The 18,441-nt window shown below is 36.7% G+C and carries 11 protein-coding genes and 1 pseudogene; 5 read left to right on the top strand and 7 right to left on the bottom strand.

What is annotated here, in order from left to right:
• Nucleotides 1-748: 748 nt before the first annotated feature.
• On the bottom strand, nucleotides 749-1,879 hold the full coding sequence (locus ACFIJ9_RS08195; RefSeq protein WP_375636668.1) for a metallophosphoesterase: 1,131 nt from the start codon (nucleotides 1,877-1,879) through the stop codon (nucleotides 749-751).
• A 796-nt stretch (nucleotides 1,880-2,675) separates the two neighbouring features.
• On the opposite strand from ACFIJ9_RS08195, the gene ACFIJ9_RS08190 reads away from it, so the two are divergent.
• The 5 genes from ACFIJ9_RS08190 to ACFIJ9_RS08170 all read left to right on the top strand — a co-directional run bounded on the left by ACFIJ9_RS08190 (nucleotide 2,676) and on the right by ACFIJ9_RS08170 (nucleotide 11,920).
• Complete coding sequence (locus ACFIJ9_RS08190; RefSeq protein ID WP_375636666.1) at nucleotides 2,676-3,098, top strand: hypothetical protein; 423 nt, start codon at nucleotides 2,676-2,678, stop codon at nucleotides 3,096-3,098.
• Nucleotides 3,099-3,103: 5 nt separating this feature from the next.
• Nucleotides 3,104-6,409, top strand: a complete 3,306-nt coding sequence (locus ACFIJ9_RS08185; RefSeq protein ID WP_375636664.1) for an autotransporter outer membrane beta-barrel domain-containing protein — start codon at nucleotides 3,104-3,106, stop codon at nucleotides 6,407-6,409.
• 682 nt (nucleotides 6,410-7,091) lie between these two features.
• Entirely contained in the window at nucleotides 7,092-11,333 is a 4,242-nt protein-coding gene (locus ACFIJ9_RS08180; RefSeq protein ID WP_375636662.1) for a right-handed parallel beta-helix repeat-containing protein, read from the top strand.
• Nucleotides 11,334-11,457: 124 nt separating this feature from the next.
• Nucleotides 11,458-11,664 (top strand): hypothetical protein, encoded by a 207-nt coding sequence (locus ACFIJ9_RS08175; protein WP_375636660.1) that lies wholly within the window; start codon nucleotides 11,458-11,460, stop codon nucleotides 11,662-11,664.
• A 34-nt stretch (nucleotides 11,665-11,698) separates the two neighbouring features.
• Nucleotides 11,699-11,920, top strand: coding sequence for a hypothetical protein (locus ACFIJ9_RS08170; protein WP_375636659.1), 222 nt, complete (start codon nucleotides 11,699-11,701; stop codon nucleotides 11,918-11,920).
• A 608-nt stretch (nucleotides 11,921-12,528) separates the two neighbouring features.
• Here the strand turns inward: ACFIJ9_RS08170 and ACFIJ9_RS08165 are convergent.
• The 6 genes and pseudogenes from ACFIJ9_RS08165 to ACFIJ9_RS08140 form a co-directional block, all read right to left on the bottom strand.
• The gene (locus ACFIJ9_RS08165) at nucleotides 12,529-13,311 is read right to left on the bottom strand and encodes an ABC transporter ATP-binding protein (RefSeq protein ID WP_375636657.1); all 783 of its coding nucleotides are present in this window, start codon (nucleotides 13,309-13,311) and stop codon (nucleotides 12,529-12,531) included.
• Complete coding sequence (locus tag ACFIJ9_RS08160) at nucleotides 13,298-14,182, bottom strand: ABC transporter ATP-binding protein (RefSeq protein WP_015856300.1); 885 nt, start codon at nucleotides 14,180-14,182, stop codon at nucleotides 13,298-13,300. Before ACFIJ9_RS08160 ends, ACFIJ9_RS08165 begins: the two co-directional genes overlap by 14 nt.
• The gene (locus ACFIJ9_RS08155; RefSeq protein WP_015856299.1) at nucleotides 14,175-15,104 is read right to left on the bottom strand and encodes an ABC transporter permease; all 930 of its coding nucleotides are present in this window, start codon (nucleotides 15,102-15,104) and stop codon (nucleotides 14,175-14,177) included. Before ACFIJ9_RS08155 ends, ACFIJ9_RS08160 begins: the two co-directional genes overlap by 8 nt.
• 2 nt (nucleotides 15,105-15,106) lie before the next feature.
• On the bottom strand, nucleotides 15,107-16,180 hold the full coding sequence (locus ACFIJ9_RS08150; protein WP_015856298.1) for an ABC transporter permease: 1,074 nt from the start codon (nucleotides 16,178-16,180) through the stop codon (nucleotides 15,107-15,109).
• Between the two features lie 112 nt (nucleotides 16,181-16,292).
• Nucleotides 16,293-17,894: an ABC transporter substrate-binding protein gene (locus ACFIJ9_RS08145; RefSeq protein ID WP_375636654.1), complete on the bottom strand. Its 1,602-nt coding sequence runs from the start codon at nucleotides 17,892-17,894 to the stop codon at nucleotides 16,293-16,295.
• Nucleotides 17,895-18,267: 373 nt separating this feature from the next.
• Nucleotides 18,268-18,441: pseudogene (locus ACFIJ9_RS08140) on the bottom strand (ABC transporter substrate-binding protein); the annotation flags it as partial.

Genomic DNA, 18,441 nt, shown 5'->3' with positions numbered 1-18,441 from the left:
CCAAACCACCCCTTCATACGATGAGGCAAAGATTTACAAAAATCTGTCAATTGTGAGATGGTGCCCATAAAACCATCGACAATCCAACTCGCTAAATCTTCCCCAGCTTGTTCCATACTTGCCTTGGCAGCATCAGAGAGCTTTTCGCGGGCAAAAAAACTCTTTCTAAACTGAAACTTCTTAAAATCCCCTTTTTACACTTTTCTCCAAGCAAAGATAAAACTGTCAAGACATGTGAGTGTCATCTAAGAGTAATTGCGTGAAACCATAACCACTATAAACAGACACTAATATTTGTATCGTATTGTATCTATTTACTTACGTATAAAAGAAGAAGATAAAATTGTAATACAATTAAAAGTTCATACGATTAATCAAAAGAAATTGTACAGCATCACAAAACATCAATTGTTTGAAGATTATAAGTAAAAAATTGATCAAAACAAAAAGCTTTCTTGGTAATTCTGGATACTTCCTCGACACACTCCTCTTCTCTTCAAAGATGAAAGCCTAAAAAGAAAAAATAAAATAACAAACCATTATTCCGCTTTGTATTAAAGCTTTGTTCACATTAAACCATTGCACTTATAGCGCTTAACCTGATATTTTAGCATTTTTGAAAAAAATATGAAAAAGATGTCTGATTTTTTATTCTATTTTTAAGTGACACTTAGACACTCTCATTGCTCTTCAAGTCCGCGCATATAATACGTTTTTCCCTCATCCTTAAAACAAAGAAAAAAAACTATTATAACTGACTGCAACTTGCGGAAAATTGGGTGTCTTTCCCTATAATACCAAGATCTTTAATTAAAAGCGGTTTTCCTATTTCTCCATTATAGGCTTTAACGTGAATGGTCTTTCCCTTCACGTCTATGAGGTAATAATCTCCATTAAAAAGTGCACCAGCTGTATAGATAGGGATATTTCCAAAAACCTTATCATTTTTCGCACGGCAATAAGACTGATAATGCGTGTGACCTACGAAGATTGCTTTAACATTGTGAGAAGTAATAATTGACTTAAAGACCGACAAATCTTTAGCATTCTTTTTACGAATAAAAAAGGATTCACCATCAATGGAGGCAGCACGCGCATCATGAAAATTAATGATTGTCACTTTACCTCTTGCATCAGCAGCAGCTAAATCGTTCCTAAGCCAATCTAAAGATTTATTGATTTGCACCTGCATAGACTGTCCCATCAAACGAACCGTATAGCTTGGATAATTGTGAAGCTGCACATAGTGAACATCTCCATAATCCCAAGAATAACTCAAACTTCCCCTTATAGAGCGAATATTTCCACCCGAAATGGGAACCAAACTTTCAGTAACATCTGCATTGAAATGCGATAATTGTCTACGATATTTTTTGATTTCCGATACCATTCTTGAAACTGCACTTATAGCACAAGCATCTTTGTAAAAACTGAATTCTTGAGAATTTGTACAATTACCAACATTATTGGCATAATCATGATTCCCTAAACCCTCATAGACAGGCGCTCCAAAATTTTTATAAACATTTTTATAATCATCATAGTTCTTTTGTTGTCCAAACTCCGTCAGATCACCATTGACAATATGGAACGCGGCCTTGTGCGCTTTTATCACACCAGCAACCTGCTTATTTATCTTTAACCATGGCTCTCTGTTTGATATTCCATTGGCATCACCAGAGTTTAAACGCCACGGTTGCGGATCAGCCATGATGATAGCAGTATAATTTTTTGCAAGAGACTTTTCTTTCATAGACCAGCCCATGAATGCATCATGATAAAGCCTCTCGTCCCTTCTTAACTTTTCAGAATCAAGGTTAAAACAACCAGAGAGAGTAAAAGCAATCACGGTGATTACCAATTTAACTTTATATCTCATAAACCTATCACCATAAAAACGTTACATATTTTATTATATTATAAAAAATTCTTCAGAAGCAATTTTTTATATTTTCTTGTCAAGAGTGTGTCAAAAATTCAAAAGAACGAAAGCAATGATCCTTCAATGAAGGTGCACTTTGATGATATAAAAGCACTACTGGTTTCAAACCTTCAACTTCAAGCACTTTAATTTATTGAGATTTATGAGCTTGGGCTCTGTCAAATGCTATCGATACATCAACAGATACAAAAAACTAGTTATTTATCAAAACTTATCAAATGTTCGTATACTATTAAAGTATCCCCAACAGAAGAAAAAATGTGTTCTGTATGCTAGAGTCATCAACTCCTTTGGATATCAAGATCAAATACATTAGAATCTTATGATAAATAAGGTAGAAATAATCAAAAGTTCTAGAAAAAGTGTTTAAGTATTACAGTCATAACTCACTTTGATAAAATATAAAACTGCAGAAGTATCATAAAAAAATTATTATTACTTTACAAAAAAAACAATATAAAATATGTAAGTATTATAATAATATTTAAATTTATATAATATATATTTACATTAAATTTAATTATATAATATAAACAATTATAAGAACATTGTGTATTAAATATAAATTCATATAATGTTAATATCAGTTAATTTTTAATTTTGACAAGAAACCAAAAATATCTTACAAAACTAAAGACAATTATCGAAATTAATAACAACTATCCATTTTCACTTCTTCTTATGAAGTTTTCGGGGGAATGAATATTTTGGGGCTCTCATAAGGAGAATATTGGTGTATAAAACATCCCTTTTATCATGCACGGCTGCAGCCGCTATCATCCTGTTCAACATCCAGTTCAGTGTACATGCTGAAAATCTCGAAGTTTCTGAGGGAAAGACAGTATCCGAACTCGGAAAAACCTATGAGATTATTCATGCAAAAACCGGCGGTAAAATCACCGGCAAAGATTTAACCGTGATCGGAAATAAAGATATAAATTCAAGCGAAAACGAAACCGCTTATGCTGTCACGGCTGAAAACCCTGACAGTGCGATTACGTTACAAGGAAACACAACCATTAAAGGAACTGCTTCTGTCATTTCTTTAGGCGTTGAAGCAAAAGACGGTGCTACATTTCAAATGACTGGGGGAACCATTACCGTTTCCGACACTGGTGCTCTCTTCTGGAACAATGAAAACAAAAAAGCTGGCTGAACAATGTGACAATATCGAGTGGTAAAGATGAAGCACCTCTACTCGTTGGGATAAAAGCAGACAAAAGTACCGTTGATTTAACAGATGTCAAAGTGATGCAAGCAGGCAATGCTGTAATCGCAAATCATGGTTCTGAAATAACAATCTCTGGAGGATCATTTGGTGCAAAAAATACAGCAATATCTGCTCAAAATGGCAGCATCATTACCTTAAACAACAATGTTACAGTCGCATCATCTAATGGTACTGGACTCCATGCAGATGGTATAGAATCCAAGATCACAATGAAAGGAGGAACTGTCACAGGAGGAACTGTTATAAGAAGAATTTGGGATGGATATGAAAGCGTATTACTTACAGAAAATGGTGGACGTATTGAAATTACGGATGTTACTCTAACAACAGATGGCAAAGGAACCGGTGCACTTGCACTTGGTTCTGATAGCAGAATTGAATTAAAAGGCAATACAAAAATTAACAATGCTTTGAACGGTCTTGGAGCATTTGATGGTGGTAAAATCACCAGCGAAAATTTAACACTCATCGGTTCTGGAGCAAAAGAAGAAAGCACTGGTGTAGGAGTTAACCTGCCTAATAGCAAGATTGAACTAAATGGAAAAACAACCATTGAAAAATTCACACATGGGCTTGATGCACGAAATGGTGGACAGATTGATGTCACGGATGTAGCTTTAACAACGAATGACGCGGGAACCGGTGCACTTGCACGTGATCCTGCTAGCAGAATTGAATTGCATGGAACGGCGACGATTAATAATATTTTGAAGGGTCTTAGAGCAATAAATGGTGGCAAAATTACCAGCGAAAATTTAACAATAACCGGTGGTAAAGCAATTAATGAAAATCTCGGCAAAATAAGCACTGGTGTACGGACAGAGGATTCTGGTAGTGAAATTCAGTTAACCGGCAAAACAACTATTCAAAATGTTGATGAAGGTCTTTATGCGGATGGTGGGAGTAAAATCATTAGCGGAGATTTAACAATAACCGGTAGTGAATCCGAAGAACCAACCGTTGGTGTAAACATTTGGGATGCCGATAGTATAGTTGAATTAAATGGCAAAACAACCATTCAAAATGTTGATGTTGGTCTTTTTGCTATTGAAGGTAGTACAATTAAAACGAGTAATGGCGCTATTGATGCTAATTCTAAAGGTCTAGATACCCAATCCGACACTCCTCAGAATGGGAAAAAAAATAAAATAGAAGCAAAAAAAGCTGCACTGGTTGTAATAAATGGCGGACATATTGATCTGAAAGATGTTTCTGCCACAGCAGAAGTTGCCGGTTTACAATTCGCAACTTTCTCTGATAATGATCCAAATGGCTCGCATGATCCACAAAAATATCATAGCAATGAGATCAATCTGACCAATGCAGAGATTCATGCTGAAAATGATACAGGAATTTTCATTAAAACTGTTGTTGAAAAAAGTATCGAAGATGCTACTGCTCCATCAATCGGCACAGTCAATCTTAAAAAATCAGAAGTTCATGCTGACGTATTATTAGGAGATGGTATTTTTTGGGACAAAACATCATGGAAAGATAAAGATTTGTGGGATGGTAAAGAGGTTAAAGCGATCTCCAACGGCACTTTCACATTAAACGCTGATCAGTCTACTCTAGAAGGCAGAGCGAATATTTCTAAAGACAGAAATGTACACTTTGATCTAAAAAACAATACGCAATGGATCTTAAAAAACAGTGCACATGAAAAAGATGATGATGGCAATCTCCTTGATATTGCTCAAAGATCTCGTTCTGATATTTCCACGCTTAATCTCGACAATAGCTCCATTATCTTTAATGGACCAACAGAAGAGCATTATCACACATTGCATATAGGTTCTGGTAAACCAGACACGCAAGAAATCTACAAAGCCTCTGGTGACGCAAAGATTTACTTCAACATTGCTTGGAGTGATGGTGTAGCAAGTGCCGATCAAAAAACCGATAGGCTTCTCATTCACGGTGATGTCTCAGGAACCACAGCAGTTTATATTGACAGCGATTCAGGGGATAAAAATAGTGTAGTAAATGCTGCTGATCCTTCGAATATCGGTGGACTTTCGCTTATTCAAGTCTCTGGAAAAGCACAGGAAGACTCTTTCAAACTGGCAAATGGCTATACCACAAGAGGTCGTTTACCTTATAAATATACGCTGACTGCTTATGGACCAGACTCAAGCCATGGACAAGCCGATATTGCGCAAAACCTGTTTGATGAAAAGAATGAAAATTTCTGGGATTTCCGCTTACACAAAGAAATTCTTGAAACTGGCTCTGGTTCTGCTGGCTCGGGTTCTGGCTCTGGTCCAAGTGTAGCCGCTCTTGTACCACAGACAGCAAGCTATTTGGTCATGCCAAATGCTCTTTTCAGTACAGGATTAACAGATATGGCTAAACAAAACGCGCTCTTAGCCAATATCAGAACATCCATCTTAGGAAAAGAAGAGGAAAAACAAACCGGTTTCTTCTTATACACCTATGGAAGCACAGGAACTTTATCTTCTGAACGCGGACCTCTCAAATACGGTTATGGTGCTGATATTCGTTATGCTGCTCTCCAAGCCGGTGTTACATTGGCAGCAATTGAAGGGCAAAATACCACAACACATCTCGGTCTTGTAGGTACCTATGGGCAGCTGTCGTTTACACCAAAGGACATGTCAGATGCCGGTAAGAACACGCTGGATAAATGGTCACTGACAGCCTATGGCAGTATACAACACAACAGTGGTTTCTACATTGATGCACTCTTGTCCTACGGTATCCTAAAAGGGCATATCGCCAATGCCATCAGAGGCAATACCGCAAAGTTGAACGATGCCAAAATGTTGAGTATCTCCACCACTGTTGGCAAAGAATTTGCAACCGGAATGGAAGGTTTAACATTTGAGCCACAAGCACAAATTGCCTATCAACATTTGATGTTTAACACCATTGAAGATGCTGATAATTTTACTGTTGATATGAACAATCCTTCTCAATGGTTGATCCGTGTTGGTGGACGTTTGACCAAAACCATTTCCACTGAAAACAACCGTCCTATGTCTTTCTATGGAAAAGTAAACTTAATCAAAACCTTTGGTGATGATGGTACCATTCATATTGGTAGAGACTTTGACCTTGATCCTATGGGACCTGCAATTGAAGGCGGCATTGGCATCAATGCACAACTGTCTCACAATTTCTCCCTTCATGGTGATGTAAGCTATCAACAAAAGCTTCAGAAAACTGGTATAAGTGGTGCAAACTTTTCAGGTGGAATACGCTATCAGTTTTAAGGAAAGACTGTAAAAATAGCCTATCATTCTATTTAACTTAACAAAAGGCAGCACAATTGTGCTGCCTTTTTTTGTATATTAAAGCCGTCTTTCTCTTTTCAAGGACCTCTCTTCTCTTCATGTAAAAAATGCAGCGCAGAACATTCTTCTACGAAACTTATTCAATCAGATACAATAAACATAATAAGAATCCTCAACAAATTCATGCGACACATTCAAGAAGAATGCTACGCTTTGTAAAAACACATCAAGCAGTATTCTTTATCTTAAACAGAAAACGCGTTTTAAATCCAACGTAAGGAAACTTTTTTCATTTTTGCTTATTGCTCCCAACTGCGCTTGCCCTCCCCTTTTTCCTTAATGCGGAAAAAATTGTAACCGATATTATGCGCCTTCAACAAAAATCTACATAAGCTAAAATTCACTTAAAATATTATTTCTGAATATTCATTTTATATTTAGAAAAAATATTTAATTACTAAATAGTAAGCTAAAAAAAGAATTATTATTTAATAATACATTTAAATTGAATATAAATTATATTATCATATACTTTAATTTGACAGGTAAGAATAAACAAAATAGGCTGAATCGGTTATTTTATTGAAAACCATCTATTTTCACTTCTTCTTATGAAGTCGGCGGGAAAATGAATGTTGGGGGCTTTAAAAGGAGTGGACTAATGCCTAAAAAATTTCTTCTATCCTGCACAGCAATTATGGCAGTTGTACTGTCTGGTATCCATCTTAATGCACAAGCTAAAAATCTTGAAATTTCAGAAAGTAAAAAAGAAGTTTCCAACGAAACCTATGAAATTATTCACGCAAAAAAAGGTGGCCAAATTATCGGCAAGCATTTGACGATAATCGGAAACAAAAAAACAAACACCAATATAAGTACAAATACGCACGCTATAACAGCTGAAGGTTCTAACACTGCGATTGAATTACTGGATGCTACAACCATTAAAGGAACTGGTTCTAACATTTTCTTCGGTCTTGAAGCAAAAGATGGTGCTACACTAAAAATGACTGGGGGAACTATTACAGTTTCCAAAACTGGCGCTAAATTCTTGAACAGTAAGAATGCTGAAAACAAGCTAAAAGATATAATAATATCAAGTGGCAAAGGCAAAGAACCACTAAATTTTGCAATAGTTGCAGACAAAGACAGTGAAGTCACTTTAGAAAATCTAAAGGTGAGTAAGGCAATGAATAGCGTCGTCGCAAATAATCAGTCTAAGGTCACAATCTCTGGAGGATCATTTGATGCAAAAGGCGCATCAATACATGCTCTAAGCAGCGGCACGATTACTTTAACTAACAATGCTCAAATTACATCATCTGATAACGTTGGTCTCTATGCAGAAGGCTCAAAAGCCAAGATCACAATGACGGGAGGAAATATAACAGGAAAAGATGCCGCATTATCTGCAACCAAAGGTGGCCATATTCAAGTCACAGACGTGTCCTTAAAAATAATAAATAGCCCAACTTTCACTGTCAATGCTTACAATTCTGATACCATAATTGAGTTGCTCGGAAATACAACCATTAGCGGTGATGGAGGTGGACTTTTTGCAAAAGATAATGCTATGATCAAAATGACTGGAGGATCCATTAACGCTTCCTATATTGGTGCTAGCTTCAATAATAGTAAGAACGCTGGAAACAAGCTAAAAGATATAATAATATCAAGTGGCAAGGGCAAAGCACCACTATCCGGTGGTGTATTTGCGTACAATGGCAGTCAAGTCACTTTAGAAAATGTAAAAGTGACTAAGGCAATGAATAGCGTTACTGCAAATAATAAATCTGAAATCACGGTATTGGGAGGATCATTTGATGCCACAAAGGCAGCAATATCTGCTTACAATGGCAGTCGCATAACTCTGACCAACAATGTTCAAGCTACATCATCTCATGGCACTGGACTTCATGCAACAGATTCAGAAACCACAATCGAAATGACGGGAGGAAGCGTAATCACAGAAAAAATGGCGTTGGTTGCAGAAAACGGTGGACATATCAAGGTCACAGATGTTGCGTTAACAGCGACGAATGATAAAATCGGAACAGTTGTCGCCGGCGGTCCGAACAGCATGATTGAATTGCATGGGAATACAACAATTAAGAATGCTGTAGTCGGTCTTCATGCACAAAACAGTGGAATGATAAAAATGATCGGAGGGACCATTACAGCTTCTGAAACCGGTGCTGGTTTCTACAATAGTAAGAGCGATGAAAACAAGCTAGAAAATGTGAAAATATCGAGCAGTAACGATAAAGAGCCTAAAATCACAGGAATAGGTGCCGACAAGGAAAGTAAAGTCACTTTAGAAAATGTAACAGTTACGCAGGCAAAAAGCGGCATAGCTGCGAATAATCATTCTAAAGTAACGGTTTCTGGAGGATCATTTGAGGGGAAAACCGTAGGAGTATACGCTGGAAACGGTAGTAACATTACTTTAACTAGTAGTAAAAAAGGCAATGTGCAAGTTACATCATCATCATCGAATAGCAAAGGACTCTATACAAATGGTTTACATTCTACCATCACAATGACGGGGGGAACAGTAACCGGAGAATTAGCATTAAATGCAGAAAACGGTGGGCATATTAAGGTCACAGATGTTTCTCTAACAACAGCAAATGGCAATGGGGGAGGTGCAGGAGTTGATAGTGCTAATAGTATGATTGAATTATATGGAAATACAACGATTAAGAATGCTACTGTCGGGCTTTTGGCAAGTAATGATGGCGTAATTAAAATGATAGGGGGGACCATTACGGCTTCTGCAACTGGTGTTGGCTTCGTGAACAGTAAGAGCACCGAAAATAAACTAGAAAATGTAATAATATCAACCGGTAAAGATAAAAATTCAGGCAACGGAATACTTCTAGAGAAAGAAAGTAGACTCACTTTAAAAAATGTAAAAGTGACTCAAACAGGCAACAGTGTAATTGCAAATAATCGTTCTAACATAACAATCTCTGGAGGATCATTTGATTCAAGCTATGCAACAATATGTGCTCAAAACGGCAGCAGCATCACCTTAACGGACAATGCTCAAATTACGTCATATGATGAAGCAGGACTCTATGCACAAGACTCAAAATCCACGATTATAATGACAACAGGAAGCGTAACAGGAAAATATACAGCCTTAGAAGCAGATATAGGTGGCCATATTACGGTTACAAATGTTGCTTTAAAAGCAACTAATAATGGCAGTGGTGTAGCTGCTGGTGCAGCTTCCTCTGGCTCTAACAGTGTGATTGAATTGCTTGGAAATACAACGATCAGTGACGTTAAAATCGGAATTGATGCGCAAAACGATAGTACAATCAAAATGATCGGAGGAACAATTACTGCTTCCGAAGCTGGCGTTCATTTGTTAAAAAATAAGAGCAATAACAAACTGAAAGATGTAACGATATTAAATAGTAAGGACAATACACTACTGATCAACGCAATAATTGCAAGAAGAAGTGCCATTACTTTAGAAAATGTAACCGTTCCGCAAGCAGTCAATAGCATAGTTTCAGATAATGGTTCTCAAATAACAGTTTCTGGAGGATCATTTAACGCAAAAGGTGCAGCAATATCTGCCATAAACGGCAGTACCATTACTTTAACTGACAATGCTCAAATTACATCATCTGACGACGCTGGACTCTATGCAAAAGACTCAAAATCTATCGTTACCGTAACGGGAGGAACAGTACAAGGTAAAACTACTGCATTATCTGCCGAAAATGGTGGACGTATTAAAGCCACGAATGTTACTCTAATAACAGCAGATAGCAACGGATCCGGTGCGGAAAGCCAAGATGTTGGCAGTTTAGTTGAATTATATGGCCATACAACGATTAAAAATGCTGAGATCGGACTTTCTTCAGAAAATGGTGGGATGATTAAAATGATTGGAGGAACAGTGATTGCCGAAAATAGTGCATTTGTTGTAAATAATAATGGACATATTGATGTGACAGATGTTTCTGCCACAGCAGAAGATAGAGGTATAGCATTTGAAAAATCCAAGAACAATAAAACATCAGAAATCAATTTAACCAATACAAAACTTCACATTAAAAATGGTACTGGAATTAATGCAAATGAATCAATTGGTAAAGTCAATCTCAAAAATTCAGAAATCCGTGCCAATGTTTTATTAGTAACCGAAGCTTCAACGAAAAAAAATGATTTCACTTTTACACTAAACGCCGATCACTCCATCTTAGACGGCAAAGTGAGCACCAAAAAAAAATTCAAAACAATCTTTGATTTGCAAAACAATACGAAATGGACATTGAAAACAAGCACAAATAAAAAAAGCCAGAACGAACAACTGCTTGATATTGCTCAAAGAGTACGTTCTGATATTTCTGTCCTTAACATCAATGACAGCTCTATTGTTTTTGAAGAGCCAACAGAAGATCATTATCACACGTTGCACATAGGATCTGGCAGACCAAATACTAAAAAAGTCTACAATGCTACAGGAAAAGCAGAAATTCATTTCAATGTCGAATGGAGTGATAGCGCTGCCGTAAACAAACAAAAAGCTGACCATCTTCTGATTCACGGTGATGTTTCAGGGACTACACTGATTTATATCACTGGACATTTAGAAAGGAACAATATTAAAGCAGACACTTCTGCTCTTACCAGTGTACGTGGTCTTTCACTCATTCAAGTTTCTGGAAAAGTAAATCAAAACTCTTTCAAACTTGCAAATGGCTATATCACAATAAGTGGTTCACCTTATAAATATATACTGAAGGCTTATGGACCAAAATCAAACCACAGTAAAACAAATACTGAACAAAACCTTTTAGGAGAAAATAAAAATTTTTGGGATTTTCGCTTGCAACCAGTACTGCTTGATAGCGACTCAAAAGTAAAAAACATCGTGCCATAAATACAAACTCTTTGATCATGCCCAGTGCTCTCTTGTATGCTGGATTGACCGATATGGCTAAGCAAAGTGCAACTGTTAGCCAATATGTGAATATCTGTCTTAGGGAAAGAATAAGACAAACGGAATGGCTTCTTCTTATACGCCTATGGAGAAACAAGAGTTTTATTTTTTGATAAGTAGTGCTCCTAGTAAATATGGTTATAGCAGTGCTAATCTTCGCTATGCTGCTCTACAAGGAGCTATTAACTTTGTCGCGCTAGAAGGGCAAAATATCTACAACACATTTTGGTCTTGTAGGAACCTATGGACAACTCTCTTTCACTCCAAATAATATGCAAGACGGTAAGTAAGGGCATGTGGAATAAATGGTCACTTTACTCACTGCCTATGGCAGTATACAGCGTGACAGTGGTTTTTATCTTGATACTCTTTTATCCTATGAAATCCTAAAAGAAGATATCATCAATGCCATCATTGACAAAACTGCAAAATTGAAATCAGCTATTAACAACAGCTTCAAAAAACTGGTATATTCGGAGCAAGTTTTTCAGGTGGAATATACTATCATTTTTAAATCAAGACTGTAACAACAGACGTATTGTTATCTGTATACATTTTATCAAAAAAGGCAGCACAATATGCTGCCTTTTTTATTTATAAAATCTGTTTTTCTTTCAAATAATCTCTTTTTAAGAATAAAAAACAACAAAAATAGTTGAATCATTCTCATGTACCATTGAAAAATTTTCATAACAGCTTCTTCTCTTGTAAAGAATAAAACTTAGCATTTTCTGATAAATAAGAGCGAACACTGTAAAAAAGAATAAACAAATCAAAAACAATAAAAATTAAACTATACTCTAAAGAATAAATTTTCCTAGAAAAAATAGCATTATTAATCACCTATTATTTTTTACAAGCTTAATGCTCATCTACAATGAAAACTTCTAAACATAAATTTATAATCAACAAACTATACAAAAAATACATAATGCGCGTTATGAGTCATGCAGATGACTCATAACGTTGTACAACTAATAAAGTGAAAAATATGAGAGCTAAAATTTCTCTCAATAAATTATATCGATAAGATTTCACACTATAAAAAATACAAAAACTCTCTATTACAACAAAGATACTAAATACTTCTTGAAACCTAAAACAGAAAAATGTATTTTCTCTTTTGGAAAATCGATCATGCTCTTTGCTCTCTATGGACAATAGGCTCTATACTTGCTTCAAAAAACTCCTTTGTATAATCGTGTTGCGCATGTAGATTACGCAATTCATCATTGCTAAGCTCTTCAAGAATAATCCCTTTATGCATAATTCCAACACGTTCACAAATATGTGCAACAACAGCAAGATCATGGGATACCATCAAATAAGTAAGCTTTTTTCTCACGCGTAATGATTTCAACAAGTTTAAAATTTCAGCCTGTACCGACACATCCAATGCAGATGTTGGCTCATCAAGCAACAAAACCTCTGGTTCAATAATTAAAGCACGTGCAAGAGCAATACGCTGACGCTGCCCTCCAGACAGCTCATGAGGATAACGATAAAGAAATGAAGAATCTAAACCAACGGAATCTAAAGCATCCTCCACCCGCTCCTTTTGATTATCCATCCCATGGATTTTGAGAGATTCAGAAAGAACCGTATGGACCATTTTTCTTGGATGAAGTGAAGCATAAGGATCTTGAAAAACCATTTGAATACAGCGTAAAAAATCTTTACTTCTTTTCTTTTCGACTTCTTGTCCAGCAAAAAGGAACTTTCCACTATAATCTGGAATAAGCCCCACCAATGTATTCAAAATTGTTGATTTTCCACATCCGGATTCACCAATCAAACCATAAGCTTCACCACGCTTAATATGAAAATTAACATTTTTAACAACTGTTACTGCCTTATGCCTATGACCAAAAGTTACAGATAAATTAGAAACATCAATAATATTCTCACAATTTGTCATGAGGAACCTCCTCAACACCATTAACAATCGTAGGATTATGTAACCAATCAGGATCACGCTCAGGAACAGCCAAAACATCAACAGGATTATCAAGCCGTGGCAAACTCGCGAGCAATGCCTTCGTATAAGGATGACAAGCGTGAGACAAATCAGAAGCAGGCAACTCTTCTAACACACGGCCTGCATACATCACCAAAATACGATCACAAAAATCAGCAATCATATTCAAATCATGACTAATGAAAATAAGTCCCGTTCCAGATTTTGTCACAAGTTCATCTAACACAGATAAAACTTGTCGTCTGACCGTAATATCAAGTGCAGATGTTGGCTCATCGGCAATAATTAAATCAGGTTTTGGAATGAGCATCATTGCAATCATCACACGCTGCCCCATCCCCCCTGATATTTCATGAGGAAATAGGCGCATCACATGTTCAGGATCACGAATATGAACAGATTCTAACATAGATATAGTCCGTTCCTGCGCTTCAACTTTTGAAACGCGGTAATGAATACGGTAAGCCTCCATAATCTGCTCACCAATCCGTATTAATGGATTAAGTGAATATTTTGGGTCCTGTAAAATCATTGAAATACGCTTCCCGCGGATTTTTCGCATCTGAGGTTCACTTGCGGTCAATAAATCAACATCCTCAAAGCGCATTTTTTTAGCTTTAACAATGGCTGCTCTTGGACTCAACCTTAATATTGCGCGCCCAGTCATCGATTTTCCAGATCCGGATTCACCAACAATTCCAATTTTTTCTTTTCCAACAGAAAAACTAACGCCACGCACAACTTCTGAAATGCCGCGCGTTGTAGGAAAAGAAATACGTAAATCTTCTACTTCTAATAATTTATTACCCATTGCGTGGATCCAATACATCACGAAGACCATCACCTAAAAGGTTGAAAGCAAGACTTGCAAATAATATTGCACAGCCTGGTATTGCCGCCAACCACCAATTTGTCATCATAAATTCCCGCCCTGAAGAAAGCATCGCACCCCATTCAGGACTTGGAAGTTGAGCTCCCAACCCTAAAAAACCAAGGCCAGCAGCCGTTAAAATAATGCCAGACATATCTAAAGTTAATCGTACAATCACTGAAGGAATACACATGGGCGCAACGTGAAACAAAATTATTCTCCAAGCAGAAGCCCCTTGCAAGCGAACGACAGAAACATAATCAGAAGAACGTATTGTCAAAGTCTCAGCACGTGCTAAACGTGCAATTGGGGGCCATGCTGCAATTGAAATTGCAATAGAGGCATTTTCAATCCCTGGTCCCAATGCGGCTGAAAATGCAAGAGCTAAAATCAAACCTGGAAAAGCAAGAAAAATATCGACAATGCGCATGAGCACAGTATCAACCCATCCGCCCATATAACCAGATACAGTTCCAACAATAAGCCCTATTGGACCTACAATAATGGTTGTAAGAAAAACAACATAAAGAGTAATACGGGAACCAAAAACAAGGCGACTAAAAATGTCACGTCCTAATTCATCTGTTCCAAAATAATGCGCCATAGAGGGTGGCTGCAACCGATGCCCTAGATCATTGCTAAGAAAATCATGCGTAGCAATCCAAGGAGCAAAAAATGCACATATGATAATAATACAAATAATAAGCAGACCGAATACAGCCGAAAAGTTATGAAAAAACTTAACCAGTGCGTGATAAATTCTCTGTATGTTCGCCTGAATTATGGAGCTTGGAACAGGGTCGTTTAACCAACCACCCAAAAAAGATGATGATTGCGATTTATGATGATTACTTACTGTCATATTCAACGTGTCCTTGGATCAAAAATGCGATAAAGCAAATCAGAAAATAAATTAATGGCGACAAAGATAAATCCTACAAGTAAAGTACATCCTACAACTGCATTCATATCTCCGGCTAAAAGAGCATTTGTCAAGTAATGTCCAAAACCAGGCCAAGCAAAAACTGTCTCCGTTAAAACAGCCCCTTCTAATAAAAAAGCATAAGAAAGCGCAACAACGGTAATAACCTGAACAGCAGCATTCTTAAAGGCATGTCCCCATACCGTTCGTGCCCACGATAACCCCTTTACACGTGCAGTAATGATATATTCCTGATTAAGCTGCTCAATCATAAACCCACGAGTCATACGGCTAATATAAGCCATAGCACCGAAAGCTAAGATCAAAGCAGGCATAATAATGTGACTAAAAACATTACCAAAAGCCTCCCATTGTCCTTGGCTTGCAGTATCCCAAAGGAAAAATCCTGTTTTTGGTTCGAAAGAATATTCATAAAGAAAATCAATACGTCCTGGACCACCAACCCAGCCAAGCTTGGCGTAAAATATTAACAAAGCCATTAAACCGAGCCAAAACGTTGGAGTAGAATAACTTACAAGTGTAAAAACACGAACAACATAATCAATAAATGAATCGCGATACATTGCTGCAAAAACACCAAATGGAATTCCAAGACTTGTGCCAATAACAATAGCAACGGTTGCAAGCTCTAATGTTGCAGGAAATACACGCATAATATCAGCTAGAACAGGACGCCCAGAAGTTAAAGCATCTCCAAAGTCAAATAAAAATACATTATGAAGATACTTCCAATATTGAACAATCAACGGCTTATCAAGACCAAGCTTATAATACATTGCATCATAAGCTTCCTGACTGATATTATCACCAAGAATAGACAGAACTGGATCTAGAGGAAGAAGATGACCAAGAAAAAAAGTGATCGTCACCAACCCAAGCAATGTGATAAAAACTGAAATAAGAAGTTTCAATCCTTTGCATAAAAAATCCCATAAAAATAATCTTTTCTGCTTTTCTGATACAGCTCTTTCAGTCTCTGAAAGTGGCAAAACCATTATAAAAATCCCCTCTGTAGCGACAAAACATAAAGCAAATACCTTTTTTTATATAACGAAACAACCTCTTATTAAGCATGTTCTACAATCCTTCTCTATAACATGCTTCTTTTTATTTTTCTGCTTCATTGTAATAAAGTCTATAACTGTTCCAAATCCATTTTTTGACATCAGGTCCCATACCAACGGTATAATATGTCTGAAATAAATAAACCATAGGACCATGCTCTAGCACATAATGCTGTAAAGTACGATATTGCATGATACGCTTATTGGGGTCTTTCTCAAACAAAGCATCCATCACCATGTTATTAATATTTTCATCATAATACCCAGCGCGCCAAGCCAAATACATATTGTGCTTTTTTGTAAATGTTGGATCAGGATTAAACACGTGATTTAATGAGGCAGGATGTCCATCAGGATCGGCACTCCCCCACCCCATAATAGCAGTATCATAATTTCCACCACGTACACGGCTCAACAATTGATTTTGTGCCATTTTTTCAATTGTCAGCTCAACACCAATTTTACGTGCATTGGCTTGAATAGACTGTGCAACAGACGACATATAACTAAGGCTTCCAACTAAAAGATTAGCTTTAAAACCGTTCGGATAACCAGCCTCAGTAATTAACTGTTTTGCTTTTTTCAAATCCAACTTAAAAGGCAGACCTTCTTTTTCATCCAAAGCACCAGGAACACCCAAGGACATATAAGTTGCCCGCGGAATAGCAATCCCCTTCAAAACAGTTTTTCCAAGACCTTCATAATCAACCAAATAACGAAGTGCCAATCTAACCTTTTCGTTTGCAAAAATTGCATTCTTATTATTTAATGATAAATAAATAATCTGGGGGCGCAAAACACGACTAATTTTGACTGGGCCTCCCTTTTTTTCAAGATCTAAAATATCCTCTGAAGAAAGATCACGCGCTATATCCACATCACCTTTTTCCAAAAGAAGTCTTTGACTTGATGAATCTGCTACGTGCTGCACAACAATCTTCTTAATTTTAGGCACATCGCCCCAATAATGCTGTGTAGCCTCTAATACAACTTTATCTCCTGGAGACCAGCTCACCAATTTATAAGGTCCAACACAAGCCGAATGTGTCGCTAAATATTTATTCCCCATATCACCGTTAATACTCTGCGCTTCAATTGTTTTCCGATCAAGCAAAGCAGAAGCATAAGACTGTCCAATAACAGTCAATATGAGCTGAATAGGGTAGGGTTTATCTAATTTTAATTGCAAAGTCTTATCATCAAGAGCTTGAATATTTGTTTCAACATTGTTTTTAGTAAACCCATAATCCATTAAAGATTGGGCATAGCTCAATCCTAATTTAATAATCCGCCGCATCGACCATACCAAATCTTGCGCCGTTGCTGTTCTTCCATCATTAAACTTTAAATCATCACGAAGATGAAAAACTATTCTTTTGCCATTATCTAAAACATCCCAAGATTTTGCCATAGCAGGGCGAATTTTTGTAGGATCATGTTCATCATATTGTACTAACGCGCTACAAATATTCGTCAATAACTCACTCGTCACGACTTCAACAGTTTGCGCTGGGTCAAAACTACTCATTGAATCAATATTCCATGCCATCACCAATATATCTTTAGATGAAGCACTAAATGCTGATGCTATAGCCCCATTTAAAAAAGCTGTTATGCCTAATAAAACAGAAAATTTTTTCAACATTTTTTTCCCATTTTTTTCCTATTATATTCTTATGCCTTTTCACACATAGCTGTTGTGATTTTGCTCTTTCATCTTTTAAACAGCATAGTATCAAACATCAACTTTATTTAATCAAACTAAGCATCTATAAAATAATTCTCTCATACATCAATCTATATTCGGGATGCAGAGAATCTGTAGCCACAAACAAAGATCTTGTCCAATATAACTTTCTATATTCATCCCCCTTAATAAACGACCTCCATCATATACAGCACAAACATCCCTCACAGTTTCATCCTTTAAGAAACTGAAGGACTTTTATATGAAAGAATATTTTCATCATGCAATTATGATCAAGCTATTTTACCTTTGACAACACCAAAAGACACTTTTATTTTTCAATTTTACTATAAAAAATACGCGGTGCACTATTCCAAACCCATTTTTTGACATCCGGTGTCATCGCGACAACGCTATATTGCTGGTAAATAAACGCATAAGGTCCTTTTTGCATAAGTTCACGTTGTAAATCAGCATATATTTGCGCCCGTTTTTGCGGATCTTT

The sequence above is a fragment of the Bartonella sp. MR90HLJMH genome (assembly GCF_042194115.1).
In the GTDB taxonomy this organism is placed as follows: Bacteria; Pseudomonadota; Alphaproteobacteria; order Rhizobiales; family Rhizobiaceae; genus Bartonella; species Bartonella grahamii.
The sequence above is the reverse complement of the archived record's forward strand: the minus strand, read 5'-3'. Positions and strand labels throughout refer to the sequence as shown.

Excerpts from the sequence above, each read along its gene's own strand:
- ACFIJ9_RS08195 (WP_375636668.1), bottom strand. The coding sequence starts at position 1,879 with ATGAGATATAAAGTTAAATTGGTAATCACCGTGATTGCTTTTACTCTC.
- ACFIJ9_RS08180 (WP_375636662.1), top strand. The coding sequence starts at position 7,092 with ATGCCTAAAAAATTTCTTCTATCCTGCACAGCAATTATGGCAGTTGTA.
- ACFIJ9_RS08175 (WP_375636660.1), top strand. The coding sequence starts at position 11,458 with ATGGCTTCTTCTTATACGCCTATGGAGAAACAAGAGTTTTATTTTTTG.
- ACFIJ9_RS08170 (WP_375636659.1), top strand. The coding sequence starts at position 11,699 with ATGGTCACTTTACTCACTGCCTATGGCAGTATACAGCGTGACAGTGGT.
- ACFIJ9_RS08165 (WP_375636657.1), bottom strand. The coding sequence starts at position 13,311 with ATGACAAATTGTGAGAATATTATTGATGTTTCTAATTTATCTGTAACT.
- ACFIJ9_RS08160 (WP_015856300.1), bottom strand. The coding sequence starts at position 14,182 with ATGGGTAATAAATTATTAGAAGTAGAAGATTTACGTATTTCTTTTCCT.
- ACFIJ9_RS08155 (WP_015856299.1), bottom strand. The coding sequence starts at position 15,104 with ATGACAGTAAGTAATCATCATAAATCGCAATCATCATCTTTTTTGGGT.
- ACFIJ9_RS08150 (WP_015856298.1), bottom strand. The coding sequence starts at position 16,180 with ATGGTTTTGCCACTTTCAGAGACTGAAAGAGCTGTATCAGAAAAGCAG.
- ACFIJ9_RS08145 (WP_375636654.1), bottom strand. The coding sequence starts at position 17,894 with ATGTTGAAAAAATTTTCTGTTTTATTAGGCATAACAGCTTTTTTAAAT.